This is a genomic window from Pseudomonas fluorescens NCIMB 11764 (assembly GCF_000293885.2).
Classification (GTDB): domain Bacteria; phylum Pseudomonadota; class Gammaproteobacteria; order Pseudomonadales; family Pseudomonadaceae; genus Aquipseudomonas; species Aquipseudomonas fluorescens_B.
Genome location: NZ_CP010945.1, coordinates 1,529,549 through 1,551,310, shown reverse-complemented (window position 1 = coordinate 1,551,310; position 21,762 = coordinate 1,529,549). Strand labels below are relative to the sequence as shown.

The window sequence follows — 21,762 nt, the reverse complement described above, 5'->3', positions numbered from 1 at the left end:
TCGATATCCCTAAGCGCAGTGGCCAATCCGAGAAGATTAGCGCAGCCCGTACAGCAAAGATCGCAGCCTTCGGCAGCGCCTAAACCGACCGCGTTCACCCAATGTTAGGTGAACGCCGACTGTAGGAGCTGCCGAAGGCTGCGATCTTTTCCGGCGCGCCAGTATATCGAGCCGATTGAAGACTTACTCCAATGCCTTCCAGATATCCGTGGCGTACTCGCGAATAGTTCGGTCAGAGGAGAACCAGCCCATCCGGGACGTGTTCAACACCGCTGAACGCCACCATTGGTTCGAATCGTGCCAATGGGCTTCCACACGCATCTGCGCCTCCCAGTAGGAATCGAAATCGGCGCAGACCAGGAAGCGGTCGTAGTCAATCAGCGAATCGATCAAGCCGGTGTAGCGGGAAGGATCGTCCGGCGAAAACACTCCGCCGCGAATCGCTTGCAGCACGTCATTCAGTCGATGCGACGCGGCAATGTCCGGCACCGCGCTGAACTCGTGGTTCTGCTTGCGAGCTTCAACCTGCTGCGCGCTGAGGCCGAAGATGAACATGTGCTCGGCGCCGATGCGTTCGCACATTTCCACGTTGGCGCCGTCCAGGGTGCCGATGGTCAGCGCGCCGTTGAGGCCGAACTTCATGTTACTGGTGCCCGAGGCTTCAAAACCTGCGGTGGAAATCTGCTCCGACAAATCCGCCGCCGGAATGATGCTCTCCGCCAGGCTGACGTTGTAGTTGGGCAGGAACACCACTTTGAGCAAACCGCGCACGGTCGGGTCGTTATTCACCACCCGGGCGATGTCGTTGGTGAGTTTGATGATCAGCTTGGCCTGGTGATAACTGGCGGCGGCCTTGCCGGCGAAGATCTTCACCCGTGGCACCCAGTCGATTTCCGGCTCGGCGCGGATCGCCTGGTACAGCGCGACGGTGTGCAGCAGGTTGAGCAACTGGCGTTTGTATTCGTGGATCCGCTTGACCTGCACGTCGAACATCGCTGCCGGGTTGACCGCGACCCCAAGCCGCTCATGAATGATGTACGCCAGGGCTTTCTTGCTGTGCAGGCGCTGCTCGGCGAACGCTTTGCGGAACGCGGCTTTTTCAGCGAAGGGTTCCAGATCGAGCAAGCGCTCTTCCGGGTTATCCAGAAGATCAGGGCCGAGGGCGTCGACCAGCATCGAGGTCAACTCCGAGTTGGCCTGATACAGCCAGCGGCGGAAGGTGATCCCGTTGGTTTTGTTGTTGATCCGTTCCGGGTAGATCTTGTGCAGTTCGGAGAACACGGTCTTGCGCATCAGCTGCGTGTGCAGCCCGGACACGCCGTTGACGCTGTGGGAGCCGAGAAACGCGAGGTTGCCCATGCGCACGCGGCGTCCGTTGTCCTCTTCGATGAGCGACACTGCACGCAGCACGTCGAAATCGTGAATGCCTTTGGCCCGCAGCGAGTCGATGTGCTGAGCGTTGATCAGATAAATGATCTGCATGTGCCGCGGCAGCATCCGCTCCATCAAACCGACCGGCCAGGTTTCCAGCGCCTCCGGCAACAGCGTGTGGTTGGTGTACGAGAGCGTGTCGACGGTGACCTGCCATGCAGCGTCCCACGCCACGTCGTAGACATCGACCAACTGACGCATCAGCTCGGCAACGGCAATGGACGGGTGAGTATCGTTGAGCTGGATCGCCGCGTGATCGCCCAGGGTCAGCACCGAGGTGTGCATGTTGCGATGGCGGCGCAGCAAATCCTGGAGAGACGCCGCGACAAAAAAGTACTCCTGACGCAGGCGCAGCTCCTGGCCGGCTTCGGTACTGTCCGCCGGGTAGAGCACGCGGGAAATACTTTCCGCCCGGGCCACTTCCGCGACCGCGCCCAAGTGGTCGCCGGCATTGAAGCGCTCAAGGTGCAAATCTTCCATCGCTCGGGCACGCCACAAGCGCAGCGTGTTGACGCTCGCCCCGCGCCAGCCGACCACCGGGGTGTCATACGCAATGGCGCGCACAGTTTCAGCCGGGGACCAGACTTGCCTGGATTTGCCGCTGTCGTCGGTGACGGTTTCAACGCTGCCGCCAAAGCCGATCGGGTAAACGACTTCGGGGCGCTCGAATTCCCATGGGTTACCGAAATCCAGCCAATGCTCGGTCTGTTCCTGCTGCCAGCCATCGACAATCGCCTGACGGAACAAGCCGTGTTCATACCGAATGCCGTAGCCGTGGCCGGCGATGCCGAGGGTCGACATACTTTCCATGAAGCACGCCGCCAGACGACCGAGGCCACCGTTACCCAGGGCCGCATCAGGCTCCAGCAGGCGGATGCGCTCGATGTCGACGCCGAGTTCGGTCATGGCCTCGCGGGCAACGTCCAGCAGGCCGAGGTTGCTCAGGCTGTCGTAGAGCAGCCGGCCGATGAGAAATTCCAGGGAGAGGTAGTAAACCCGCTTCTGACCTTTGCGGTAGATCTGCCGGGTGTGATCCATCCAGTGCTCGACCATGTGATCGCGCGCGGCCAGCGCAATGGCTTCGAACCAGTCGTGGTCGAAGGCGTGATCCGGGTCTTTACCCACCGCGTAGGTGAGTTTGGTCAAGACGGCGTCGCGAAATGCGGCCACCTCTGCTTCGCGAACAAGTGGTTCTTGAGTCATCGATAAGACCTCGAGCGAGCGTGAAGTAGTTGAGCCTAGACGGTCAGACAGACGGCGTGGGCTCTGGTTCGGCAGTTTTTCCTGTTAGTGCGAGATAGGCCGGCATTACATTGTCGTGTGCCTGAATCAATGCAGGGGCCGTGCCGGATTAACGGTGTTTATTGCACGACCAAGAAAAAATCTGGCGAAAGGTTGTTCAAAAATCCACCAGTCCCGGTATGATCGCGCGCCCTGATACACACGCTGGTAACAACTGATGATGAAGCCCAACCTGATCGCCGCCGCAGAAATCGATCGTCTCGATACCTGGGCCAAATATTCTGCGCCGATGTGCGGCTCGTGTGTATCCAGCTGCTGCACCCTGCCGGTCGAGGTCAAGATCAAGGATCTGATCCGCATCGGTATCGTCGATGAGTTCGAGCGCGGCGAACCGGCGAAGAACATCGCCAAGCGGTTGCAGAAGGAAGGGATCGTCGAGCGCTACAGCCAGAAAACCGAGATCTTCACCCTCCAGCGCATGAGCAATAACGATTGCCTGTACCTGGATCGTAAGAGCCGTCTGTGCACTATTTATGAAAAGCGCCCGGATACTTGCCGCAATCACCCGAAAATCGGACCGCGGCCGGGGTATTGCGCTTACAAGCCGAAGGAAGTGGCGCGCGAGACCAGCAGTAGCCGTCGTACCCTCGAAAAATTCTGATCCTCAGCCTGTGAACTGTGGCGAGGGAGCTTGCTCCCGCTTGAGTGCATAGCACTCAGAAAATCAGCTAGCTGCAAAAATCTGGGGCCGCTACGCAGCCCAGCGCGAGCAAGCTCGCTCGCCACAGTGACCGCACAAACCCCGGACAAACAAAAACGCCCCCGACCTTGCGGTCGGGGGCGTTTTTTTTAAGCCTTAACTAAGTCGAAACTCAGTTGCCGCTTTTCTTGGCAGCGCGGGTACGCTCGCTTTCGCCCAGGATCTTCTTGCGAAGACGGATGGACTTAGGAGTGACTTCGCACAGTTCGTCTTCTTGCACGAACTCAAGCGCTTGTTCCAGGGTGAAACGGATAGGCGGAACCAGAGCGATGGTTTCGTCTTTACCCGAAGCACGCATGTTGTCGAGCTTCTTGCCTTTGGTTGGGTTGACGCCCAGGTCGTTGTCGCGGCTGTTGATGCCGACGATTTGACCTTCGTACACGTCTTCACCGTGACCCAGGAACAGTTTGCCGCGAGCTTGCAGGGTTTCCAGCGAGTAAGTCAGAGCCTTACCGGTAGCAACCGAAACCAGCACGCCGTTCTGACGGCCGGACATGTCGCCGGACTTCATCACGTCGTAACGGTCGAAGATCGAGGTCAGGATGCCTGCACCGGAGGTCAGGGTCAGGAACTCGTTACGGAAGCCGATCAGGCCACGGGCCGGGATGTTGTACTCAAGGCGCACACGGCCCTTGCCATCCGGAACCATGTTGGTCAGGTCGCCCTTACGGATACCGATCTGCTCCATGATCGAACCTTGCGATTCTTCCGGCAGGTCGATGGTCACGTTTTCGTACGGTTCGTGCTTGACGCCGTCAACCATGCGGATGATCACTTCCGGACGACCAACACCCATTTCGAAGCCTTCGCGACGCATGGTTTCGATCAGTACCGAGAGGTGCAGCTCACCACGGCCGGAGACTTTGAACTTGTCAGCCGAGTCGCCTTCTTCAACGCGCAGAGCAACGTTGTACAGCAGCTCTTTGTCCAGACGTTCCTTGATGTTACGGGAAGTCACGAACTTGCCTTCTTTACCGCAGAAAGGCGAGTCGTTTACCTGGAAGGTCATGGAAACGGTTGGCTCGTCAACGGTCAGCGGCTTCATCGCTTCGACGTTCAGTGGGTCGCACAGAGTGTCGGAGATGAACAGCTGGTCGAAGCCGCTGATGCAGACGATGTCGCCGGCAGCTGCTTCTTCAACGTCGATACGGTGCAGACCGTGGTGACCCATCAGCTTCAGGATACGACCGTTACGCTTCTTGCCGTCGGCGTCGATAGCGACAACCGGAGTGTTCGGCTTGATGCGACCACGAGCGATACGGCCAACGCCGATAACACCCAGGAAGCTGTTGTAGTCCAGAGCAGAGATCTGCATCTGGAACGGACCGTCACGGTCGACTTTCGGCGCAGGTACGTTGTCGACGATCGACTGGTACAGCGGGGTCATGTCTTCAGCCATGTCGGTGTGTTCCAGACCGGCAATACCGTTCAGGGCCGAGGCGTAGACGACTTTGAAGTCCAGCTGTTCTTCGGTGGCACCCAGGTTGTCGAACAGGTCGAAGATCTGGTCCAGAACCCAGTCCGGACGCGCGCCTGGACGGTCAACCTTGTTGATGACCACGATCGGACGCAGGCCGGCTTCGAAAGCCTTCTTGGTCACGAAACGGGTTTGCGGCATAGGGCCGTCTTGAGCGTCAACCAGCAGCAGAACGGAGTCAACCATCGACATTACGCGTTCAACTTCGCCGCCGAAGTCGGCGTGGCCCGGGGTATCCACGATGTTGATGTGGTAGCCGTTCCAGTTGATGGCGGTGTTTTTCGCCAGAATGGTAATACCGCGCTCTTTCTCCTGGTCGTTGGAGTCCATCACGCGCTCGTCGTTGAGCTCGTTGCGCTCCAGGGTGCCGGATTGACGCAAGAGTTTGTCTACCAGGGTGGTTTTACCATGGTCAACGTGAGCAATGATGGCGATGTTGCGTAGATTTTCGATCACTTGTGTATCTCGATCAGAGGATTCGGTGTGCTGACAAGTCTTGGCAGCGATTAACAGTAGAGTCAGGCCTTGCCGTTACAGCTTGACGGCAGAGTCGGGGGGCCGGTGACGCAGGCCACAGGCAAACAGCCCCGGGCTCTTAGCTCGGTCGATAAACGCGCACATTGGCATGCCCCTCACTGAGCAAATGGTGGGCATGCAGGCGACTCATCACGCCTTTGTCGCAATACAGCAGGTACTGGCGAGTAGGGTCCAGTTCCTTGAAACGAGCGTTCAATGCATAAAACGGCATCGCTTGTACCTCAATGCCAGCGAGTTCCAGCGGCTCGTCTTCAGCGGCATCCGGGTGTCGGATGTCGATGATGATCTGGCCCGCCAGTGCTTCGCTGACTTCTTCGATCTGCAAGTCCTGGCCCAATTCGTCGATCACGCGATCGATCGGCACCAGTTTGGCGTTCTCGAGCGCACGCTCAAGGACCGCCATGTCGAATTCTTTCTCTTCATGCTCCACGCGCGGACGCTTGGCGTGGGTCTTGGGGTTCACCGAAATGACCCCGCAATACTCCGGCATGTGCTTGGCGAAGTCGGCAGTGCCGATTTCGTTGGCCAGGTCGATGATGTCCTGCTTGTGACTGGCGATCAGCGGACGCAAGACCAGCTTGTCGGTCACGCAGTCGATCACGGACAGGTTCGGCAGCGTCTGGCTGGAAACCTGGGAAATCGCTTCACCGGTGACCAGCGCTTCGATGTCCAGCCGATCGGCAATACGGGAAGCAGCGCGCAACATCATACGCTTCAAAACTACACCCATATGACTGTTATCGACTTTCCCGAGAATTTCTCCCAGTACTTCCTCGAACGGCACACTGACAAATAACACGCGTTGGGAGCTGCCGTACTTCTTCCAGATGAAGTGCGCCACTTCCATGACGCCCAGTTCATGGGCCCGCCCGCCCAGATTGAAGAAGCAGAAATGGCTCATCAGGCCGCGGCGCATGATCTGGTAGGCCGCAACAGTGGAATCGAAGCCGCCGGACATCAGCACAAGCGTCTGTTCCAGGGCACCCAGCGGATAACCGCCGATGCTGTTGTGCTGGCTGTGGATCACAAACAACCGTTTGTCGCGAATTTCGATGCGAACTTCGATTTCCGGCTCTTTCAGCGAGATTCCGGCGGCGCCGCACTGACGACGCAGTTGGCTGCCGACGTATTTCTCGACATCCATCGAACTGAATTCATGCTTGCCGGCGCGTTTGCAGCGCACCGAAAAAATCTTCCCGGCCAGCGAATCACCGAAGTGCAGCTTGCACTTGGCGACGATGTCATCGAAGTCGCCCAACGGGTACTCGTCGACCTGCAGGAAATGCGCTATGCCCGGCATGCAGCTCAGGCGCTCGGTCATGTCCTTCAGGACTTTAGGCTCAGTAACGCGGGTTTCAAGCTCGAGATTGTCCCACACACCGTTCACCACCACGGCCGGGTCCAGGTCACGGAGCACGGTGCGGATGTTTTTGGCCAACTGGCGGATGAAACGCATCCGTACCGGGCGGCTCTTGATGGTGATCTCGGGGAAGACTTTTACGATTAGTTTCATGAAAACAGCGCGCGCTGGGCCAGCCGAAAAAGGGGGGCGCGGATTATAGCGGAAATTGCTCAAGGTTTAACCAGTTAATGTGCAGAAGGTTTTCAGCGCACCAAAACGGGTCGTTTATTGGTTTCGACGCTACATTGTAGGGCGACATTTTGCCCCTCAATGCGATTTGTGCCTTTATAAGCGTGATATTGGGGCAAAAAACCCATGCTGGGGCACTGGCATGCAATTTGCTCCCTTGTGAGGCAGGTTGCCTTGGCAGAGTATTCGCGCCGGCATCACCCACATTCTAAGGGCATCCACTACTAAGCCCGAAGCCACCCGGAGGACACTATGTCGAAGTCGGTTCAACTCATCAAAGATCATGACGTCAAGTGGATTGATCTGCGCTTCACGGACACCAAAGGCACTCAGCACCACGTGACCATGCCGGCTCGCGACGCGCTGGATGAAGCTTTCTTCGAAGAAGGCAAAATGTTCGACGGTTCCTCCATCGCTGGCTGGAAAGGCATCGAAGCCTCCGACATGATCCTGATGCCGGACGACAGCACTGCCGTCCTCGACCCGTTCACCGAAGAGCCGACCCTGATCCTGGTTTGCGACGTGATCGAGCCTTCGACCATGCAAGGCTACGACCGCGACCCACGTGCGATCGCCAAACGCGCCGAGGAATACCTGAAGTCGACCGGTATCGGTGACACCGTATTCGTTGGCCCGGAACCAGAATTCTTCATCTTCGACGAAGTGAAGTTCAAGTCCGATATCTCTGGCTCCATGTTCAAAATCTTCTCCGAACAAGGTTCGTGGATGTCTGACCAGGACGTGGAAGGCGGCAACCGTGGCCACCGTCCAGGCGTCAAAGGCGGCTACTTCCCTGTTCCGCCGTTCGACCACGACCACGAAATCCGCACCTCCATGTGCAACGCCATGGAAGAAATGGGCCTGGTCATCGAAGTTCACCACCACGAAGTGGCGACTGCCGGTCAGAACGAAATCGGCGTGAAGTTCAACACCCTGGTCGCCAAGGCTGACGAAGTTCAGACCCTGAAGTACTGCGTACATAACGTTGCTGACGCATACGGCCGCACCGCGACCTTCATGCCTAAGCCTCTGTACGGCGACAACGGTTCGGGTATGCACGTTCACCTGTCCATCGCCAAAGATGGCAAGAACACCTTCGCTGGCGAAGGCTATGCCGGCCTGTCCGACACCGCCCTGTACTTCATCGGCGGCATCATCAAGCACGGTAAGGCCCTGAACGGCTTCACCAACCCGTCGACCAACTCCTACAAGCGTCTGGTCCCAGGCTTCGAAGCTCCGGTAATGCTGGCCTACTCGGCTCGCAACCGTTCCGCTTCGATCCGTATTCCTTACGTGTCCAGCCCACGCGCTCGCCGTATCGAAGCCCGTTTCCCGGATCCAGCAGCCAACCCATACCTGGGCTTCGCTGCACTGCTGATGGCTGGCCTGGACGGCATCCAGAACAAGATCCACCCTGGCGACGCAGCTGACAAAAACCTGTACGACCTGCCGCCTGAAGAGGCGAAAGAGATCCCACAAGTTTGCGGCAGCCTGAAAGAAGCCCTGGAAGAGCTGGACAAAGGTCGCGCGTTCCTGACCAAAGGCGGCGTGTTCTCCGATGACTTCATCGACGCTTACATCGCTCTGAAAAGCGAAGAAGAAATCAAGGTCCGCACCTTCGTACACCCACTGGAATACGAGCTGTACTACAGCTGCTGATCCGGTAGCGCTGCGGCACGCGGCGTGACAAAAAGAGGCCTCCTTCGGGAGGCCTTTTTTGTGCCCGCAATTCAGCGGCAACGCCGTACTCCTGTGGTGTTTGAGGGATCTCGAAAATCATTCCCGGATGTTTTCAGCTTGGGCCAACCGCCGCCACTGACCTATGCTGCAATCCAACGCTTTCGTTTCTGGTCGATTTTATGGGTCGTGGTTTTCTATTGATGCTGCTGTTGATCGCCCTGCCCGCCGCAGCGCAGATCTATAAGTACACCGACGCCGCCGGGAACACCGCCTACAGCAATCAGCCGCCTGACGGCGTGAAGGCGGAGCCGGTCGAGTTACCGCCGCTCAATAGCGTCGAGAGCCAGACACCTGCCGCCCCACCTGTCGAAGCCACCAGCCGCGAACAGCCGCGCAGTGCCTACGAGGTGCTGGAGCTGACCAACTTGCCCACCACCGAGGCGCTGCGCGCCAACAACGGCACCTTCACCGTCAACGTGCTGATCAAACCCCGTCTGCAAGGTCCGCATTTATTCAGGTTGTTGCTGGACGATCAGCCTTATGGCCAGCCGAGCAACGTGCCAATTCTGCAGCTGGTCAACATTGATCGCGGCACTCACAGCCTCGCGGTCCAGGTGATCGAGGGGGAAAACGTCGTCCAGCAGAGCCCGGTCCTGACCTTCACCGTCCAGCGAGTGCACAAGCCGTGAGGGGGTGGCTGTTGCTCGCCTGCCTGGTCGTGCTGCCCGTGTCGGCCGAAGTCTTCACCTACATCGACGCCCAGGGCAATCGGGTCTTCACTGACCAGCCCGGCTCCCGCAACGCCAAACGCGTGCCGCTGGCGACGAGCAACCGCATGTCCGCCAACCCGACCGGCGCAGCGCCGGTGATTGCCGGGAAAAAAAATGAAACCAAGCCGCTGTTCCGCTACGAACTGCTCAGAGTGCTGGTGCCCGAGCCCGACGCCACGGTTCGTAGCAGCGCTGGCGAGCTGATCGTCAGCGTCACCAGCGAACCCGGCCTGCAACGGGGTCATCGCTACCGTTTGTTGCTGGACGGGCAGCCCACCGCAGAACCCGGCCTGAGCCCGGTATTTGCCTTGAGCAACATCGACCGTGGCAGCCATAACCTGTCGGTAGAAATTCTCGATGAGCACGGCCGCATCGTCGAGCGTACGGCCAATCAGCCGTTTCACATGCTGCGCATCTCCCTCGCGCAGAAACGCCAGGTCAAACCCTGCACGCTGACCGACTACGGCCAACGACCGGAATGTCCGCTCAAAGACAAACCCGAAGAAGAAAAAAATCCCTTCCTGCGCTTCTTCTAACGCCATTCAGCTTTGCGCACTATATTGGTGCAATAGCTTGCACCGTACCCACATTCCAACCCATTTTGGTTCGAAAGTACCCGCAAAAGCTGGCAGAACGCCACGCAAACGAGCGTCAAACGCCCGTTTCAGGCCTTTAACGCTTCTTTTCGGAGCCTTGGTTTGGTTTTTGCATTTTCCTCGCATCAGCGCTTTATTCATGCGCGCGCCCTGCTCCAAAAGAGGTCCCGATGACCATTAGCGACGCACTACACCGTTTGCTACTCGACAACCTCACCACCGCCACCATTCTGCTCGATGCCGAACTGCGCCTTGAGTACATGAACCCGGCGGCAGAGATGCTCCTGGCCATCAGCGGTCAGCGAAGCCATGGGCAGTTCATCAGCGAGTTGTTCACTGAATCCACCGAGGCGTTGAATTCCCTGCGTCAGGCGGTCGAGCAGGCGCACCCGTTCACCAAGCGCGAAGCGATGCTCACGGCCCTCACCGGCCAGACGCTGACCGTCGATTACGCGGTAACACCGATCCTGGCCAACGGCGCCACCATGCTGCTGCTGGAAGTCCATCCACGAGACCGCTTGTTGCGGATCACCAAGGAAGAGGCGCAGCTGTCGAAACAGGAAACCAGCAAGATGCTGGTGCGCGGCCTCGCTCACGAAATCAAGAATCCGCTGGGAGGGATTCGCGGTGCAGCCCAGTTGCTCGCCCGCGAACTGCCGGAAGAGAGCCTGCGCGATTACACCAACGTCATCATTGAAGAAGCCGACCGCCTGCGAAACCTCGTGGACCGCATGCTCGGCTCCAACAAACTGCCTTCGCTGGCCATGTGCAACGTCCACGAAGTGCTGGAACGTGTCTGTCATTTGGTCGAGGCGGAAAGCCAAGGCTGCATCACGCTGGTGCGCGACTACGACCCAAGCATTCCCGACGTGCTGATCGACCGCGAGCAGATGATTCAGGCCGTCCTGAACATCGTGCGCAACGCGATGCAGGCCATCAGCAGCCAGAACGAGCTGCGCCTGGGCCGCATCACTTTGCGCACCCGCGCCATGCGCCAGTTCACCATCGGCCACGTGCGCCATCGCCTGGTGACCAAGATCGAAATCATCGACAACGGTCCCGGCATTCCTGCAGACCTGCAGGAAACCATCTTCTTTCCCATGGTCAGCGGCCGTCCGGACGGTACCGGGCTGGGCCTGGCCATTACCCAGAACATCATCAGCCAGCACCAGGGCCTGATCGAATGTGACAGCCATCCAGGCCACACCACCTTCTCGATCTTTCTGCCACTGGAACAAGGAGCCACATCGACATGAGCCGTAGTGAAACCGTGTGGATCGTCGATGACGACCGTTCTATCCGTTGGGTCCTGGAAAAAGCCTTGCAACAAGAAGGCATGACCACGCAAAGCTTCGACAGCGCCGATGGCGTGATGAGCCGTCTGGCGCGCCAGCAGCCGGACGTGATCATCTCCGACATCCGCATGCCGGGGGCCAGCGGTCTGGACCTTCTGGCGCGGATTCGCGAGCAACACCCACGGTTGCCAGTGATCATCATGACTGCGCACTCCGATCTGGACAGCGCTGTCGCGTCCTATCAGGGCGGTGCGTTCGAGTACCTGCCCAAGCCGTTCGACGTGGACGAAGCCGTGTCGCTGGTCAAGCGCGCCAACCAGCACGCCCAGGAACAGCAAGGCCTGGAAGTCCCGGTTGCCCTGACCCGCACACCCGAAATCATCGGTGAAGCGCCGGCGATGCAGGAAGTGTTTCGCGCCATCGGGCGCCTGAGTCACTCCAACATTACCGTGTTGATCAACGGTGAATCGGGCACGGGTAAAGAGCTGGTGGCCCACGCCCTGCACCGTCACAGCCCACGGGCGGCTTCGCCGTTCATTGCGCTGAACATGGCGGCGATCCCGAAGGATCTGATGGAGTCCGAACTGTTCGGCCATGAAAAGGGTGCGTTCACCGGCGCGGCCAATCTGCGTCGCGGACGGTTCGAGCAGGCGGACGGCGGCACGCTATTCCTTGATGAAATCGGCGACATGCCGGCTGACACACAAACCCGTTTGCTGCGCGTGCTGGCCGACGGCGAGTTCTATCGCGTCGGCGGTCATGTGCCGGTGAAGGTTGATGTACGAATCATCGCCGCGACGCACCAGAACCTGGAAACCCTGGTGCACGCCGGGAAATTCCGAGAGGACTTGTTCCACCGCCTCAACGTGATCCGCATTCATATACCGCGGCTGTCGGACCGTCGCGAAGACATCCCGACGCTCGCCAAGCACTTCCTCAGCCGCGCCGCGCAAGAACTGGCGGTAGAGCCGAAGCTGCTGAAAAGTGAAACAGAGGAATACCTGAAGAACCTGCCGTGGGGCGGCAACGTGCGTCAGCTGGAGAATACCTGCCGCTGGATCACGGTGATGGCTTCGGGTCGCGAAGTGCACATCAGCGACCTGCCGCCGGAGTTGCTGAGCCTGCCCCAGGATTCAGCGCCAGTGACCAACTGGGAGCAAGCGCTGCGTCAGTGGGCTGATCAGGCGCTGGCTCGCGGTCAGTCGAGCCTGCTCGACACGGCAGTGCCGGCCTTCGAACGGATCATGATCGAAACCGCACTCAAGCATACCGCTGGCCGCCGCCGCGATGCCGCCGTTTTGCTGGGTTGGGGGCGTAATACCCTGACGCGCAAGATCAAGGAGCTGGGGATGAAGGTGGATGGCGGGGATGATGATGAAGGAGAAGAGGGTTAACCGGCTGTTAGTAATTCGCTGCCAGTGAGATCCAATCGCGGGCTTGCCCGCGATGCTTTTGGCGGCCGAATGCACCGCCGCAAGGCACCGTGAACCGCAATCGCGCACGCCAACTGATCCGAAATCCTGCCTTCGTTCGCAATCGAACCCTTATCGAAAAAACACGAAAGCCCCGTAATACGGGGATTTCGGCGTTTCAATCAGTGTTTCTGTTTCAACTTGTTAAAACCTGGCACGCCCCCTGCAATAGTCCATTCAGTGATTCAGTTCACTACCCGGTTTCGGGGACCTTGGTACAGGCAGGCCGGGGATTCCCCTCTTTACATCGGGCTCATACCGCACTTGCGACGAGCCCAAACAGTTTTGGGGCCCTTGATACAGGCAGGTCAGGGGTTCCTTCTTTACACCGGGCTCACGACGCAATGCGCGAGCCCTCCCGTTTTGGGAACCTTGGTACAGGCAGGCCGGGGATTCCCTCTTTTATTGCTCTCGGAGATGGATCTCCAGCCGCCAGCGGTCATCGACCTCGCTACCGGCCCACTCCCCCTGCAGTGGCCGGGCCGCCACGACCGACAGCAACAGCCCCCCGTCACTCGAACGCACCCGCCAGTTCACGCTCTTGTCGTTGAGCTTGAGCTGACCTTTCTGCGCCTTGCCCTCAGCCTCGAACAGCAACGCCAGGCTGCCGTCCACAAACTCGCCGTGGGACTTGGGTTCGTTGTTGAACCACACCACCAGCCCGTCGCTCGTCACGTCGACTTGCTGCAGTTCGCTGGGGTCGGGCGTGGTCAGGCGACCGATCATCAGCCCCACCATCACCCCGACAATCGCCAGCGAACCCATCACCCGCGGGAATAGTTTCGAACGCGGGTCCGCTTGCGGCGTAGAATGCGCGTCATCTTTACCTTCGGAGCCGTGCATGTTTCACGTCATCCTTTTCCAACCAGAAATTCCGCCGAATACCGGCAACGTTATCAGGCTGTGCGCCAACAGTGGCTGCCACCTGCATTTGATCGAACCGCTGGGCTTCGAGATGGATGACAAACGCCTGCGCCGGGCCGGCCTCGACTACCACGAGTATGCCACCCTGCAACGCCATGCAGACCTCGCCAGCTGCCTGGAAAGCCTTGGTCATCCGCGGCTGTTTGCCTTTACCACCAAGGGTTCGCGGCCGTTCCACGACGCGAGCTTCGCCGAGGGCGACGCGTTCCTGTTCGGTCCGGAAAGCCGTGGCCTGCCGGCTGAAGTGCTCGACGCCCTGCCTGGTGAACAACGCCTGCGCCTGCCGATGCGCGAAGGCTGCCGCAGCCTGAACCTGTCGAACACCGTGGCGGTTGCCGTGTACGAAGGCTGGCGCCAGCTCGGTTTCAAGTAACACCCATAACAAATGTGGGAGCGAGCCTGCTCGCGAAGAGGGCGTGTCAGTCGACATCAATACCGACTGAAACACCGCTTTCGCGAGCAGGCTCGCTCCCACATGGGTGTTGCTGAACCGCTTACTGAACGGTCGGAGTCTCGCCCGCCGCCTGCATGCGTTGCAGCTCTTGTGCGTACAGCGCATCGAAGTTCACCGGAGCCAGCATCAGGGCCGGGAACGAACCACGGGTCACCAGGCTGTCCAGGGTTTCGCGAGCGTACGGGAACAGGATGTTCGGGCAGAACGCGCCGAGGGTGTGGCTCATCGAAGCGTCGTCCAGGTTCTTGATCAGGAAGATCCCGGCCTGTTGCACTTCAGCGATGAACGCCACTTCGCCGTTTTCACCGTTCTTCACGGTAACCGACAAGGTCAGTACGACCTCGTGGAAGTCACCTTCCAAGGCCTTTTGACGAGTGTTCAGATCCAGACCGACGCTCGGTTCCCACTGCTGGCGGAAGATCGCCGGGCTTTTCGGGGCTTCGAACGACAAGTCACGTACATAGATGCGCTGCAAGGAGAATTGCGGTGCGGTGTCTTCTTCGCTGGCTGCAGTGTTCTGTTGGTCAGTCATCTCAGATCCTTTCTGATCTTGGGGTCTTATAGGGAAGGCATTCAGGCCTTGAGCATGGCGTCGAGCTTGCCGGCGCGCTCAAGAGCAAACAAATCATCACAGCCGCCAACGTGGGTGCTGCCGATCCAGATCTGCGGCACGGACGTACGTCCGGCCTTCTGGGCCATGGCGGCGCGCACCTGCGGCTTGCCATCGACCTTGATCTCTTCGAAGGCCACGCCTTTGTTCTCGAGCAAGTACTTGGCTCGGGAGCAGTAAGGGCAGTAATCGCTGGAATAGACGACGACGTTGCTCATATCACTTCACCAGCGGCAGGTTGTCGCCTTTCCAGCTGGAAATACCGCCGGACAGCTTGGCGGCGGTGAAGCCGGACTTCATCAGTTCGCGGGCATGCGTGCCGGCGGTCTGGCCCATGGCGTCGACCAGGATGATGGTCTTGGCCTTGTGCTTTTCCAGTTCGGCGACGCGAGCGGCCAGTTTGTCGTGAGGAATGTTCAACGCGCCAACAATGTGACCGGCGGCGAAATCCTTGACCGGACGAATGTCGATCACAACACCCGCGTCCTTGTTGACCAGCCCGGTCAGTTCACCGGTGCTCAGGCTGCGGCCGCCGCCTTGCATTTGATAAGCGATCAGCAACGCCAGCAGTACGACGAAGATACCGACGAGCAGATAGTGGTTAGTGGCAAATTCAATCAGGTGAGCAACCATCGAAGGAGGTTCCAGGGCGTTAAAATGTCGGCCAGTATACACAGCCACTATGGTGGGCCAAACCCCGTCCGGCGGTGACGCCGTCGGAACTTCGCTTTAAACTGCCACTCCCTTTTCCATTGCCCTCTTTTAACTCAGCCACGAGTGGAATCCATGACTACCACGCCTAAACCTTTGGTCCTGATTATTCTCGACGGCTTCGGTCACAGTGACAGCCCTGAGTCCAACGCCGTGTTTGCGGCCAAGAAGCCCGTACTGGACCGTTTGTGGGCCACCGTGCCGAACGGCCTGATCTCGGGCAGTGGCATGGACGTCGGTCTGCCGGATGGCCAGATGGGCAACTCCGAAGTCGGCCACATGAACCTCGGTGCCGGCCGTGTTGTGTATCAGGACTTTACGCGCGTGACCAAATCGATCCGCGACGGCGAGTTTTTCGAGAACCCGACTATCTGCGCCGCGGTGGATAAAGCCGTAGCTGCCGGCAAAGCCGTGCACTTCATGGGCCTGCTGTCCGATGGCGGCGTGCACAGTCACCAGGATCACCTGGTCGCCATGGCCGAACTGGCCTACAAGCGCGGCGCGGAGAAAATCTACCTGCACGCCTTCCTCGATGGCCGCGATACGCCACCGAAAAGCGCCCAGTCGTCCATCGAATTGCTCGACGCGACCTTCCAGGCCCTCGGCAAAGGCCGGATTGCCAGCATCATCGGCCGTTACTTCGCCATGGACCGCGACAACCGCTGGGACCGCGTATCCCAGGCTTACAATCTGATCGTCGATGGCAACGGTGAATTCAACGCCGCCACCGCTCAGGAAGGCCTGCAAGCCGCGTACGAACGTGGCGAGAGCGACGAATTCGTCAAAGCCACCTCCATCGGTGAGCCGGTGAAAGTCGAAGACGGCGACGCCGTGGTGTTCATGAACTTCCGCGCCGACCGCGCGCGCGAGCTGACCCGCGTGTTCGTCGAAGACGATTTCAAGGAATTCGAGCGGGCACGCCAGCCGAAACTGGCCGGTTTCGTCATGCTCACCCAATACGCCGCCAGCATTCCTGCGCCTTCGGCCTTCGCCGCCGGCAGTCTGGACAACGTGCTCGGTGACTACCTGGCAAAAAACGGCAAGACCCAGCTGCGCATCGCCGAAACCGAGAAATATGCCCACGTGACCTTCTTCTTCTCCGGCGGTCGTGAAGAACCGTTCCCGGGTGAAGAGCGCATCCTGATCCCGTCGCCGAAAGTCGCCACCTATGACCTGCAGCCGGAAATGAGCGCGCCGGAAGTCACCGACCGCATCGTCGATGCCATCGAAAACCAGCGTTACGATGTGATCGTGGTCAACTACGCCAACGGCGACATGGTTGGCCACAGCGGTGTGTTTGATGCCGCGGTGAAAGCCGTGGAATGCCTGGACCTGTGCGTCGGCCGTATCGTCGAAGCGCTGGACAAGGTTGGCGGCGAAGCGCTGATTACGGCCGACCACGGCAACGTCGAGCAAATGTCCGATGCCTCCACTGGCCAGGCACACACTGCTCACACCACCGAGCCAGTGCCGTTCATCTATGTCGGCAAGCGGAACTTCAAGGTGCGTGATGGCGGCGTGCTGGCGGATGTCGCGCCGACGATGCTGATGCTGCTGGGGATGGAAAAACCATCTGAAATGACCGGCACATCGATTCTGGTGTAACCAGATCCATCTGACGACGCCAAACCCTGTGGGAGCGAGCCTGCTCGCGATAGCCATCTGACAGCCAACATCATTGTTGAATGTCAGGGCGCCATCGCGAGCAGGCTCGCTCCCACAGTGGTTTTGGAGTGTTTTCAGAGGCAACACCGCTCCAGTTATCACACAGCCCCAATTGGGCGTTTTTTTTGCAGCGTGGGGCGGGCATACTAGGCCGTCCCTTTCCCTGGTATCACCCGCCTCTATGCTTCGCGTCCTGATAGCCCTTGCTCTGACTTGCCTGCTCCAACCGGCCTTTGCTGACGAGCGCGCGCAAACCCAACAACAGTTGGACGCCACGCGTCAGGACATTGCCGAGCTGAAAAAACTGTTGGGCAAGCTCCAGGAAGAAAAATCCGGTGTGCAGAAAGACCTCAAGGGCACCGAGACCGAGATGGGCAAGCTCGAGAAGCAGGTCGAAGCCCTGCAAAAAGAGCTGAAGAAAAGCGAATCCGAGCTGCAGCGTCTCGATGGTGAGAAAAAAAAACTCCAGAGCGCGCGCATTGAACAGCAACGACTGATCGCCATTCAGGCCCGCGCGGCCTATCAGAACGGCCGTCAGGAGTACTTGAAGCTATTGCTCAACCAGCAGAACCCGGAAAAATTCGCCCGCACCCTCACCTATTACGACTACCTGAGCCAGGCCCGCCTGGAGCAGCTGAAGAATTTCAACGAAACCCTGCGCCAACTGGCCAATGTCGAAAAGGACATTTCCCTGCAGCAAGCGCAATTGCTGGTGCAGAAGAGCAGCCTCGACAGCCAGCGGGATGAACTCGACAAAGTCCGTCAGGAACGCCAGCGAGTCCTGGCCAAGCTGAGTGACGACGTAAAGGCTCGCGACCAGAAGCTGGCCGCCCGCGAGCAGGATCAGGCGGACCTGTCTAAAGTCCTTAAAACCATTGAAGAAACCCTGGCCCGCCAGGCTCGAGAGGCAGAAGAGGCGCGGCAAAAAGCGCTGATCGCCCAGCAGGAAGCCGAAAAAAAGCGTTTACGTGAGGCCGAGGCTCAAGCAAATGCCACCGACGCCCCACGCAAACCCGTTAAATCAACACCCGGTGCGCTGGTTTCCAGTTCAGGCGAAACCTTCGGCGGCCCTTTTGCTTCAACTCGCGGCAAACTTCCGTGGCCGGTTGATGGTCGACTGCTGGCACGCTTTGGCGAAACCCGTGGCGACGACTCCCGAACCAAGTGGGACGGCGTGATGATCAGCGCCTCCGCCGGCAGCCAGGTGCATGCCGTGCATGGCGGACGCGTGGTGTTTGCCGACTGGTTGCGCGGTGCGGGGCTGTTGGTGATTCTCGACCACGGCAACGGTTTCCTGAGTCTTTACGGTCACAACCAGACGCTGCTCAAGTCTGCGGGTGACGTGGTAAAAGCCGGTGAGTCCATCTCCACTGTTGGCAGCAGTGGCGGGCAGGACACACCAGCGCTGTATTTCGCTATTCGTCAGCAGGGTCACCCGAGTGATCCGGCGCAATGGTGCCGCGCGCAAGGATAGGCGTTGAGTCACCTACATTAGGAGTTCGTTCGACATGCTGCATTTGTCCCGTCTTACCTCGCTGGCCCTGACGATCGCCCTGGTGATCGGCGCGCCTCTGGCGTTCGCTGCTCAACCGGCTCCGGCGGTCGCGCCTGCGGGCACTGCTGCGACCACCAAGGCGCCGTTGCCGCTGGAAGAGTTGCGCACCTTTGCCGAGGTCATGGATCGGATCAAGGCAGCCTATGTCGAGCCGGTGGACGACAAGACCCTGCTGGAAAACGCCATCAAGGGCATGCTCAGCAATCTCGATCCGCACTCCGCCTACCTGGGCCCGGAAGACTTCGCTGAATTGCAGGAAAGCACCAGCGGCGAATTCGGCGGCCTGGGCATCGAAGTCGGTGCCGAGGACGGCTTCATCAAGGTGGTTTCGCCTATCGATGACACCCCGGCCTCCAAGGCTGGCATTCAGGCCGGCGACTTCATCGTCAAGATCAACGGCCAGCCGACTCGCGGCCAGAGCATGACCGAAGCCGTGGACAAGATGCGCGGCAAGATCGGCCAGAAAATCACCCTGACCCTGGTTCGCGATGGCGGCACGCCGTTCGACGTGACCCTGGCCCGCGCCATCATTCAGGTGAAGAGCGTGAAGAGCCAGTTGCTGGAGTCCGGCTACGGCTACATCCGTATCACCCAGTTCCAGGTCAAGACAGGCGAAGAAGTCTCCAAGGCCCTGGCCAAGTTGCGCAAGGACAACGGCAAGAAACTCAAAGGCATCATCCTCGACCTGCGTAACAACCCGGGCGGCGTGCTACAGGCGGCGGTGGAAGTGGTCGACCACTTCATCACCAAAGGCCTGATCGTTTACACCAAAGGCCGCATCGCCAACTCCGAGTTGCGCTTCTCCGCCACCGGCAAGGACGAAAGCGAAGCCGTGCCAATGGTTGCGCTGATCAACGGCGGCAGTGCCTCGGCCTCGGAAATTGTTGCCGGCGCCCTGCAGGATCAGAAGCGCGCGGTGATCATGGGCACCACCAGTTTTGGTAAAGGTTCGGTGCAAACCGTGCTGCCGCTGAACAACGACCGCGCACTGAAGATCACCACGGCGCTGTACTACACGCCGAACGGTCGCTCGATCCAGGCCCAGGGCATCGTCCCGGACATCGAAGTACGCAAGGCTAAGATCACCAGCGAGCAGGACGGCGAGTACTTCAAGGAAGCCGATCTGCAAGGTCACCTGGGCAATGGCAACGGCGGCGCCGACAAACCGACCGGCTCCAGTGGCAAAGCCAAGGCAATGCCGCAGGATGATGATTACCAGTTGGCCCAGGCCTTGAGCCTGCTCAAAGGGTTGAGCATCACCTCCGGCCGCTGAGATGCGCCTGCGGCTGGCTCTCGGTCTGCTGTGCCTGGCGGGTATTGCTCACGCGGCGCCCGCCCCTCAAAAGGCCTACCTCACACTGATCATCGATGACCTGGGGCAGAACCTGCCCCGGGATCGCCGCGTGCTGGCCCTGCCCGGCCCGGTAACCACCGCGATCATGCCCGACACGCCCCACGCCACCGAATTCGCCCGCGAAGCCCATCGCGCCGGCAAGATCGTCATCCTGCACATGCCCATGGACCCAGCCACGGGCCCGTTCGCCTGGCATCCCGACTTGCCCATCGACGAACTCGAAAAACGCCTCAATGCAGCGTTCAAGGTCGTGCCTTACACCGCGGGCATCAACAATCACATGGGCAGCCGGATGACTGCTCAAACCGCTGCCATGGCCTGGCTGATGGCGGATTTGCAGCGGCGGCACAAGTTCTTCCTCGACAGTCGAACCAGCGCGCAAACCGTGGGGGCGGCCGAGGCGCAGAAGATCGGGTTGGCGAGTGTTTCGCGGGATGTGTTTCTGGATGATGAGCGCACGGAAGCGGCGATTTTCACGCAGTTGCAGACGGCGATTAATTTGGCGCACAAGCAAGGCTCGGCGGTGATGATCGGGCATCCGTATCCGCAGACGCTGGCGGTGCTGGAGAGGGAACTGCCCAAGCTCAAGGCTCAGGGCATTGAGTGGATCGACATCAAGCAGATGATCAGCGTGCGCAGCAATCGCGCGACGGCTGCGCATGGCAAGGATGGCGTGTACCGCTAATCCGCAACAACACAAAACCACTGTGGGAGCGAGCCTGCTCGCGATGGCGGTGAATCAGCCAACAGTGATGTTGACTGACACTGCCTCATCGCGAGCAGGCTCGCTCCCACACTTGAACACGGTGGTATCAGAGATACCGCGCCATGATCTCGTCCACCACGCCTTCCTTGCGTAATTTATCCAGCGCGGCCTGCAGCTTGGCGACGGTTTCATCTGGCACGTTTTTGTTCAGCGCCAGGTACAACTCGGCGCTGTTGAAGCGCAGTACCGTCTTGAGCCCGGTCACGCCGTCCTGTCGAGCCAGATATCGCCCGGCCGGGTCACCCGTGGCCCACAAGTCGATTTGGCCGCTGGTCAGTTTCTTCGCGTTGTCCTGATCGCGCAGCACGACAATCGGCTTCAACCCTTGCTTGGCCAGCGTCTCGGCAATCGCATCGCCCTTGTACGCGCCAATCTTGTATTTGCGCGCATCTTCCAGCGTTTCCAGGCTGATTTTGCTGTCCGCCTTGGCCAGCATGATCCAGTCATCCGGGCCTATCGGGCCGACCCATTTGAAGAGCTTTTCGCGGTCCGGCAACCGCGCCATCACGAACACCCCATAACCCGGTTTCTCGAGGGCGAGCTTGTAGATTCGCTCCCAAGGGAAACGCAGCGTCAGGCTGTAGGTAATGTCGGCGCGCTTGAACATCTCACGGACGATGTCCACGGCGATGCCGTTGATGTTCTCGTCCTGAGCGAAGTTCTTGCCGTTCTTGGCCATGTTGTAAGGCGGGAAGTTTTCCGTCAGCAACACGAGGTCGGTGTCAGGATTTTCTGCAGCGTGCACTCCATTGATAAGCAATAGAGAGGCACTGGCGAGGGCAAGAAGAAGGCGTTTGAGCATGTCTGGCTACCGAAATCCATGGCGTGCCCAAGAGTGCCCTGAGCCCGCCATGATGTCCACTGGCCTGTAT

General features: G+C 59.3%; 19 protein-coding genes. 11 read left to right on the top strand and 8 right to left on the bottom strand.

Going from position 1 to position 21,762, the window contains the following annotated elements; translation table 11 throughout:
• Window positions 1–183: 183 nt before the first annotated feature.
• Complete coding sequence (locus tag B723_RS07190; RefSeq protein ID WP_017336072.1) at window positions 184–2,634, bottom strand: glycogen/starch/alpha-glucan phosphorylase; 2,451 nt, start codon at window positions 2,632–2,634, stop codon at window positions 184–186.
• Between the two features lie 259 nt (window positions 2,635–2,893).
• On the opposite strand from B723_RS07190, the gene B723_RS07185 reads away from it, so the two are divergent.
• Window positions 2,894–3,334 carry a YkgJ family cysteine cluster protein gene (locus B723_RS07185; RefSeq protein ID WP_027922155.1) on the top strand — a complete coding sequence of 147 codons (441 nt, stop codon included), beginning with the start codon at window positions 2,894–2,896 and terminating at the stop codon, window positions 3,332–3,334.
• Window positions 3,335–3,545: 211 nt separating this feature from the next.
• Here B723_RS07185 and typA read toward each other — a convergent pair whose 3' ends face one another.
• Window positions 3,546–5,366, bottom strand: a complete 1,821-nt coding sequence (gene typA, locus B723_RS07180) for a translational GTPase TypA (RefSeq protein WP_017336070.1) — start codon at window positions 5,364–5,366, stop codon at window positions 3,546–3,548.
• A 139-nt stretch (window positions 5,367–5,505) separates the two neighbouring features.
• On the bottom strand, window positions 5,506–6,960 hold the full coding sequence (gene thiI / locus B723_RS07175; RefSeq protein WP_017336069.1) for a tRNA uracil 4-sulfurtransferase ThiI: 1,455 nt from the start codon (window positions 6,958–6,960) through the stop codon (window positions 5,506–5,508).
• 330 nt (window positions 6,961–7,290) lie between these two features.
• On the opposite strand from thiI, the gene glnA reads away from it, so the two are divergent.
• The 5 genes from glnA to ntrC all read left to right on the top strand — a co-directional run bounded on the left by glnA (window position 7,291) and on the right by ntrC (window position 12,773).
• Window positions 7,291–8,697, top strand: coding sequence for a glutamate--ammonia ligase (glnA, locus tag B723_RS07170; RefSeq protein WP_017336068.1), 1,407 nt, complete (start codon window positions 7,291–7,293; stop codon window positions 8,695–8,697).
• Window positions 8,698–8,897: 200 nt separating this feature from the next.
• Complete coding sequence (locus B723_RS07165) at window positions 8,898–9,407, top strand: DUF4124 domain-containing protein (protein ID WP_017336067.1); 510 nt, start codon at window positions 8,898–8,900, stop codon at window positions 9,405–9,407.
• Window positions 9,404–10,024: a DUF4124 domain-containing protein gene (locus B723_RS07160; RefSeq protein WP_031318278.1), complete on the top strand. Its 621-nt coding sequence runs from the start codon at window positions 9,404–9,406 to the stop codon at window positions 10,022–10,024. Before B723_RS07165 ends, B723_RS07160 begins: the two co-directional genes overlap by 4 nt.
• A gap of 230 nt (window positions 10,025–10,254) precedes the next feature.
• A complete protein-coding gene (glnL, locus tag B723_RS07155; protein ID WP_017336065.1) occupies window positions 10,255–11,340 on the top strand; it encodes a nitrogen regulation protein NR(II) in 1,086 nt (361 codons plus the stop codon).
• Window positions 11,337–12,773, top strand: coding sequence for a nitrogen regulation protein NR(I) (gene ntrC / locus B723_RS07150; RefSeq protein ID WP_017336064.1), 1,437 nt, complete (start codon window positions 11,337–11,339; stop codon window positions 12,771–12,773). Before glnL ends, ntrC begins: the two co-directional genes overlap by 4 nt.
• Window positions 12,774–13,253: 480 nt before the next feature.
• On the opposite strand, the gene B723_RS07145 is transcribed toward ntrC, so the two are convergent.
• Window positions 13,254–13,694 carry a hypothetical protein gene (locus tag B723_RS07145; protein ID WP_017336063.1) on the bottom strand — a complete coding sequence of 147 codons (441 nt, stop codon included), beginning with the start codon at window positions 13,692–13,694 and terminating at the stop codon, window positions 13,254–13,256.
• Here B723_RS07145 and B723_RS07140 point away from each other — a divergent pair.
• Window positions 13,693–14,148, top strand: coding sequence for a tRNA (cytidine(34)-2'-O)-methyltransferase (locus B723_RS07140; protein ID WP_007949025.1), 456 nt, complete (start codon window positions 13,693–13,695; stop codon window positions 14,146–14,148). The genes B723_RS07145 and B723_RS07140 overlap by 2 nt on opposite strands.
• Before the next feature lie 121 nt (window positions 14,149–14,269).
• Here the strand turns inward: B723_RS07140 and secB are convergent, their stop codons facing one another.
• The 3 genes from secB to B723_RS07125 are packed head-to-tail and all read right to left on the bottom strand — an operon-like array spanning window position 14,270 to window position 15,472.
• The gene (secB, locus tag B723_RS07135; protein WP_017336062.1) at window positions 14,270–14,761 is read right to left on the bottom strand and encodes a protein-export chaperone SecB; all 492 of its coding nucleotides are present in this window, start codon (window positions 14,759–14,761) and stop codon (window positions 14,270–14,272) included.
• A gap of 41 nt (window positions 14,762–14,802) precedes the next feature.
• Window positions 14,803–15,057: a glutaredoxin 3 gene (gene grxC, locus B723_RS07130; RefSeq protein ID WP_008149430.1), complete on the bottom strand. Its 255-nt coding sequence runs from the start codon at window positions 15,055–15,057 to the stop codon at window positions 14,803–14,805.
• 1 nt (window position 15,058) lies between these two features.
• A complete protein-coding gene (locus B723_RS07125; protein ID WP_008024918.1) occupies window positions 15,059–15,472 on the bottom strand; it encodes a rhodanese-like domain-containing protein in 414 nt (137 codons plus the stop codon).
• Between the two features lie 153 nt (window positions 15,473–15,625).
• Between B723_RS07125 and gpmI the strand changes: the two genes are divergently transcribed.
• The 4 genes from gpmI (at window position 15,626) to B723_RS07105 (ending at window position 20,809) form a co-directional block, all read left to right on the top strand.
• Window positions 15,626–17,155 (top strand): 2,3-bisphosphoglycerate-independent phosphoglycerate mutase, encoded by a 1,530-nt coding sequence (gpmI, locus tag B723_RS07120; protein WP_017336061.1) that lies wholly within the window; start codon window positions 15,626–15,628, stop codon window positions 17,153–17,155.
• A 241-nt stretch (window positions 17,156–17,396) separates the two neighbouring features.
• Window positions 17,397–18,689, top strand: a complete 1,293-nt coding sequence (locus B723_RS07115) for a murein hydrolase activator EnvC family protein (RefSeq protein WP_017336060.1) — start codon at window positions 17,397–17,399, stop codon at window positions 18,687–18,689.
• Between the two features lie 34 nt (window positions 18,690–18,723).
• Window positions 18,724–20,043, top strand: a complete 1,320-nt coding sequence (locus B723_RS07110; protein WP_017336059.1) for a S41 family peptidase — start codon at window positions 18,724–18,726, stop codon at window positions 20,041–20,043.
• 1 nt (window position 20,044) lies between these two features.
• Window positions 20,045–20,809: a divergent polysaccharide deacetylase family protein gene (locus B723_RS07105; RefSeq protein WP_017336058.1), complete on the top strand. Its 765-nt coding sequence runs from the start codon at window positions 20,045–20,047 to the stop codon at window positions 20,807–20,809.
• Between the two features lie 127 nt (window positions 20,810–20,936).
• On the opposite strand, the gene B723_RS07100 is transcribed toward B723_RS07105, so the two are convergent.
• Complete coding sequence (locus tag B723_RS07100) at window positions 20,937–21,692, bottom strand: substrate-binding periplasmic protein (protein ID WP_017336057.1); 756 nt, start codon at window positions 21,690–21,692, stop codon at window positions 20,937–20,939.
• Window positions 21,693–21,762 lie beyond the last annotated feature (70 nt).

What these genes read in the sequence shown, in the direction of transcription:
- B723_RS07190 (WP_017336072.1), bottom strand. Translation starts at nt 2,634, where the DNA reads ATGACTCAAGAACCACTTGTTCGCGAAGCAGAGGTGGCCGCATTTCGC.
- B723_RS07185 (WP_027922155.1), top strand. Translation starts at nt 2,894, where the DNA reads ATGAAGCCCAACCTGATCGCCGCCGCAGAAATCGATCGTCTCGATACC.
- thiI (WP_017336069.1), bottom strand. Translation starts at nt 6,960, where the DNA reads ATGAAACTAATCGTAAAAGTCTTCCCCGAGATCACCATCAAGAGCCGC.
- glnA (WP_017336068.1), top strand. Translation starts at nt 7,291, where the DNA reads ATGTCGAAGTCGGTTCAACTCATCAAAGATCATGACGTCAAGTGGATT.
- B723_RS07165 (WP_017336067.1), top strand. Translation starts at nt 8,898, where the DNA reads ATGGGTCGTGGTTTTCTATTGATGCTGCTGTTGATCGCCCTGCCCGCC.
- glnL (WP_017336065.1), top strand. Translation starts at nt 10,255, where the DNA reads ATGACCATTAGCGACGCACTACACCGTTTGCTACTCGACAACCTCACC.
- ntrC (WP_017336064.1), top strand. Translation starts at nt 11,337, where the DNA reads ATGAGCCGTAGTGAAACCGTGTGGATCGTCGATGACGACCGTTCTATC.
- B723_RS07140 (WP_007949025.1), top strand. Translation starts at nt 13,693, where the DNA reads ATGTTTCACGTCATCCTTTTCCAACCAGAAATTCCGCCGAATACCGGC.
- B723_RS07145 (WP_017336063.1), bottom strand. Translation starts at nt 13,694, where the DNA reads ATGCACGGCTCCGAAGGTAAAGATGACGCGCATTCTACGCCGCAAGCG.
- secB (WP_017336062.1), bottom strand. Translation starts at nt 14,761, where the DNA reads ATGACTGACCAACAGAACACTGCAGCCAGCGAAGAAGACACCGCACCG.
- grxC (WP_008149430.1), bottom strand. Translation starts at nt 15,057, where the DNA reads ATGAGCAACGTCGTCGTCTATTCCAGCGATTACTGCCCTTACTGCTCC.
- B723_RS07125 (WP_008024918.1), bottom strand. Translation starts at nt 15,472, where the DNA reads ATGGTTGCTCACCTGATTGAATTTGCCACTAACCACTATCTGCTCGTC.
- gpmI (WP_017336061.1), top strand. Translation starts at nt 15,626, where the DNA reads ATGACTACCACGCCTAAACCTTTGGTCCTGATTATTCTCGACGGCTTC.
- B723_RS07115 (WP_017336060.1), top strand. Translation starts at nt 17,397, where the DNA reads ATGCTTCGCGTCCTGATAGCCCTTGCTCTGACTTGCCTGCTCCAACCG.
- B723_RS07110 (WP_017336059.1), top strand. Translation starts at nt 18,724, where the DNA reads ATGCTGCATTTGTCCCGTCTTACCTCGCTGGCCCTGACGATCGCCCTG.
- B723_RS07105 (WP_017336058.1), top strand. Translation starts at nt 20,045, where the DNA reads ATGCGCCTGCGGCTGGCTCTCGGTCTGCTGTGCCTGGCGGGTATTGCT.
- B723_RS07100 (WP_017336057.1), bottom strand. Translation starts at nt 21,692, where the DNA reads ATGCTCAAACGCCTTCTTCTTGCCCTCGCCAGTGCCTCTCTATTGCTT.